This window comes from Marinitoga arctica (assembly GCF_054657315.1).
The window spans coordinates 1-369 of the sequence record NZ_BAAHYY010000083.1 but is presented as its reverse complement, the minus strand read 5'-3'; the positions used below and the strand labels follow the sequence as shown (position 1 = coordinate 369).

Sequence of the window (369 nt, the reverse complement as noted above, 5' to 3'; positions counted from 1 at the left end):
ATTTAAAGGAATAAAAAGATATGGATTAGTGAAAAAATATATACTTGACTATCCAAATCTTGAAGTAAAGAACTCATTCTCAAAACTAATATTAGAAGCGAACTATGGATTAACAGAAGATGAATTAGAAATAGTAAATGAAATATACATAAAAATAGCAGAAAATGACATAGAGGGATTAATAGAAAAAATAAAGAAAATAATAAGTGCAATACCGTATAATTTACACAAAAAAGAAGAAAAGTATTATCACTCATTAATATTTACAATAATAGCATCAGCAGGAATAGACATAAAAGCAGAAGAATTAACAAACTTAGGACGAAGTGACCTTGTAATAGATTTTGATGACAGAATATATCTCTTTGA

General features: G+C 25.5%; 1 protein-coding gene. It reads left to right on the top strand.

The genetic code is table 11. From position 1 onward, the window contains the following. On the top strand, positions 1 to 369 hold a 369-nt coding region (locus ACYQ44_RS10455; protein ID WP_459997239.1), incomplete at both ends, for a PD-(D/E)XK nuclease domain-containing protein.